Here is a 3,745-nt window from a genome sequence, read left to right as displayed (position 1 = left end):
TGGGCCGCATGCCGGTCGCCTACGGCCGCGAGCGCGTCATCGGCGTCGAGGACTGGGACCTGGCGACGAACATCCTGTTCGACGGCGCCCACGGCCGCTACAGCTTCGAGAGCGGTTGGCTGGACTACTTCAACTTCAAGCTGCAGGAGACCTACGCCGGCAAGTACGGCTCCGGCTCCGGCGACGACAACATCACCGGCCTCTACATGCACTACGACGCCAATGAGAACTTCTGGTTCGAGCCCTACGCCATGATGCTGACCTACGAGAACTGGGCCAGCCCCGATGTCGACAACGACCGCACGATGATCTTCGGCGGCCTGGTCGACTACGTCAGCAACGGCCTGCACTTCTACGGCGAGGCCGTGGTCCAGACCGGCACCACCTACCTGCCCGCGGAGCGCGACCTGTCCGCCCTGGGCTGGTACACCGGCCTGTTCTACGACTTCGACAGCACGATCGAGCCGTACATCGGCTTCGAGTACAACTTCGCCAGCGGCGACGACGCCGCGACGCCGGAGAACGAGGCCTTCGGCTCGCCCTACGGCTCGCAGAGCGAGTACCTGGGCATCATGAACGTCCAGGGCTGGAACAACGTCACGGCTATGCGCTTCGCCGGCGGCTTCACGCCCATCGAGAGCCTCGACGTCGCGGCCGACTTCTTCCTGTTCACCGAGGACGTGGACACGGGCGCCGACGACGCGATCGGCAGCGAGCTGGACATCAAGCTGAACTACATGCTCAACGCCGACGTGGACCTCGAGGGCGGGATGGGCATGTTCACGTACGAGGATACGGCGGACCTCTACCTGGCGCCCGGGGACGCCGAGTACTTCGTCTGGGCCGGCGCCCACCTGTACTTCTAGAGTTCCGACCCCGAAATCGTCCCTGCCAGAGGCGAGGCCCCGCGGCCTCGCCTCTGCCGTTTCCTCAGGACGCGTCGTGCAACCGGCGGACCTGCTGGGGGGTCAGGCGGACGGCCCCGCCCAGTTTTTCCGCCGCCAACCCCACCTCCGCCACCCTCTCCACCGTCTCGAGCCGCCGGTAGGCTTCCGCAAGCGAGCCCCCCACCGCCACCACGCCGTGGTTCGACAGCAGGAGCGCCTGGTGGTGCGCGATGAGCGACCGGATCGAGGCGGCGACTTCGTCGGTGCCGGGGGTGGCGTAGGGGGCGAGCGGGACCTCGCCGCCGAGCAGCAGCACGGCTTCGGGCAGGATCGTGGCGGGCAGGGCGCGGCGCGCGCAGGCGTAGGCGGTCGCGTGCGGCGGGTGGGCGTGGCAGACAGCCGAGACATCGGGTCGGCGGCGGTAGATCTCGGCGTGGAGGCGCCACTCCGAACTGGGCCGACCCGGACCGGAAGGGCGGCCGTCGTCGTCGACCTCGACCAGGTCGCCCGGGGCGAGATCGCCCTTGGCGGCGCCGGCCGGGGTGACCAGGTAGCGCCCCGGGCCGAGCCTCACCGACAGGTTCCCCTCCCCCGCCACCACGTAGCGCCGTTCGCAAAGCAGACGCCCGACCCGGACGATCTCGTCGGCGGGTCGGGCGTCGTGTGCCATCGGCCGCTCTACCAGTTGCTGAACAGGTAGAGGTGGGTCATCACACCCTCGAAGAACTCGAGCTGCTCGCGCTGCTGGTCGGCGAGGGCTTCGATCTGGACCGCGGTGAAGTCCGGGTGGACCGCCGTGATGCTGTCGTAGGCGGCCGTCCAGAGCGCGTCCAGCATCTCGGTCGGGAACCCGACCCCGCTGGTCAGGAGGATCTCGTCGGGCGTGCGGCCGGTGTAGAAGGCGCCCTGGTCGTCGGAGCGCGTGAAGAACAGGAGACGGGGCTCGAGGCTGCCGTCGGCGGGGATCCGCCAGATGTTGCGCTCGTTCAGCGTGATCGTCGGCACGCGGCGGTCCGAGACGAAGATGACCGAGGTGCCGTCGGGGCTGTAGGACGGCTCCATGTTGCGGACGATGAAGTTGCTGCCCGCCGTCGGCGGCGAGGTCGTCAGGCGCGCGAGGCCCCGGTCCAGCACGACCTCGCCGTTGGCGGCCAGGCCCGTGGTGTCGAAGTCCACGGTGAACAGTTCGCGGGTGGTGAAGTCGCTGATGTCCGCGATGTCGAGCGTGGCCGAGAAGACGATCCGGCGGCCGTCCGGCGACCAGGAGGGGGAGTCGCAGATGGACACTTCGCGGGTGATCGGGAACGCCAGCTGACTGAGTTCGCCCGCGGCGGGGACGGCGCAGACCCAGATGGCCTGGTCCGTCGCCTGGGACAACGAATCGGCATCCGTATGGCCGTAGCGGGAGAAGGCGATCCATCGCCCGTTCGGCGACACGCTGGGCGACATGTGTTCCCAGTACTTCCAGCCGATATCCAGGTCGTCGTCGGGCTCGCGCAGCACGAGTTCGATGTCGAGATCCTGCCCGTGGACGAAGTTGGGCGGGATCCGGGTGCGGAAGAGCCGCGAGCCGCGGATCGTGGTGTCCATCCAGAAGATGAGGTCGTCGTCGTTGAGCCAGCGCGGCGTCCCCTTCTGGCAGTCCCGGTTCGGGAAGATCTGCGGCTGGGTCGAGCCGGTGTTCATGCGCAGGTTGTTCATCAGCACCAGGGCCGCGCCCTGCTCGCGCAGGTTCAACTTCGGGCTGACCTGCACCTGCAGCGGCATGACCGCCAGCTGGCGGATCAGCGGGGGCACATCGGGCGGCTGACCCGGAGGGGTGATCGCCAGCCAGTCGATGGTGAAGGCGAGACGGGTGCCGTCGGGCGAGAGATCGGGCTCGAGGTACTGGTAGCCGTCCGACGAGGTGTCCGCGGTGACCATGACCAGATCGCCGGTGCTGTGGTTGCCGGAGATGTCCAGCGTTTCCGAGGCTTCCGGCTCCAGAGAGCAGCCGATCGCCAGCAGCGCGGCGGCTGCGGCCACGGCGGCGAGCGGGCCGGCGCGCGGATCCAGCTTCTTCATCAAGATCTCGACCTCCCGGAATCCGGCACGGCCGCCGCCGCGACCGGTTCCGGTCGGGACCGAGGCTGCGGCGTTGAGGCATCGAACCAAACTCAATTCAAAGTAAGGGCAAGGCGGGCCTGAAATCAACCGAGACTTGACCGCCGGCGGGACGGTCGCCGGTCCGGGCGAACGTTCAGTCGGGGGTCCGGGACGGATCCAGGGCCAGGACCCGCGCCCACTCCCGCTCCGCTTCGTCGGCCCGGCCCAGACGTTTCAGCAGGAGCACGCGGTTGTGGCGCAACGCGGGATCGTCGGGCGACAGGGCGATGGCCCGGTCGATGAGGATCAGCCCCTCGGGGTCGCGATTCGACCCGATGCACACCAGGGCGGCCTGGGACCAGACCTGGGCGTCACGCGGGAGACGGGCTCCCCCCTCGCCCAGGGACAGCGCCAGCGAGACGGCGCGCTCGGGATCGCCGAGGACGGCGTCGGCCTCCAGCAGGATCCTCAGGCCCTGATCGTCGAGATCGTTGCGCCAGCGCGGCGCCAACAGGAGCCTGGCCGCCTCGGGCTGGCCGGCGCGCAGGCGGGCCAGGGCCAGCTGCTGCCCGCTCTGCGGGGTGGGCGCCAAGACGTGGAGACGCTCCAGATCCGGCAACGCGGCGACCGGGTCGCCGTCGGCCAGCCGGCAGCGCACCCGGGCCCTCAACAGGCGCGGGTCGTCCTGGTCGCAGATCCCCGTCGCGTTCGCCAGCGTCGCCGTCGCCTCGCTCAGCAGCCCGTAATCGATCAGGACGTGGGCGAGTTCGAGC

General features: G+C 69.4%; 4 protein-coding genes. 1 reads left to right on the top strand and 3 read right to left on the bottom strand.

The window, feature by feature from the left end:
- Positions 1-866: alginate export family protein (locus Q7W29_03010; GenBank protein ID MDO9170779.1), on the top strand; the 866-nt coding region annotated here is incomplete at its 5' end.
- A 64-nt stretch (positions 867-930) separates the two neighbouring features.
- Here the strand turns inward: Q7W29_03010 and Q7W29_03005 are convergent.
- The 3 genes from Q7W29_03005 to Q7W29_02995 form a co-directional block, all read right to left on the bottom strand.
- Positions 931-1,557 carry a class II aldolase/adducin family protein gene (locus Q7W29_03005; protein ID MDO9170778.1) on the bottom strand — a complete coding sequence of 209 codons (627 nt, stop codon included), beginning with the start codon at positions 1,555-1,557 and terminating at the stop codon, positions 931-933.
- 8 nt (positions 1,558-1,565) lie between these two features.
- Positions 1,566-2,951 (bottom strand): hypothetical protein, encoded by a 1,386-nt coding sequence (locus Q7W29_03000; GenBank protein MDO9170777.1) that lies wholly within the window; start codon positions 2,949-2,951, stop codon positions 1,566-1,568.
- Between the two features lie 175 nt (positions 2,952-3,126).
- The coding region (locus Q7W29_02995; protein MDO9170776.1) for a hypothetical protein at positions 3,127-3,745 on the bottom strand (619 nt) is incomplete at its 5' end.

Source organism: bacterium (genome assembly GCA_030654305.1).
GTDB lineage: Bacteria > Krumholzibacteriota > Krumholzibacteriia > LZORAL124-64-63 > LZORAL124-64-63 > PNOJ01.
This window is presented reverse-complemented; position numbering and strand designations above follow the sequence as displayed.

Coding starts and splice junctions, on each gene's coding strand:
- Q7W29_03005 (MDO9170778.1), bottom strand. CDS start 1,557: ATGGCACACGACGCCCGACCCGCCGACGAGATCGTCCGGGTCGGGCGT.
- Q7W29_03000 (MDO9170777.1), bottom strand. CDS start 2,951: ATGAAGAAGCTGGATCCGCGCGCCGGCCCGCTCGCCGCCGTGGCCGCA.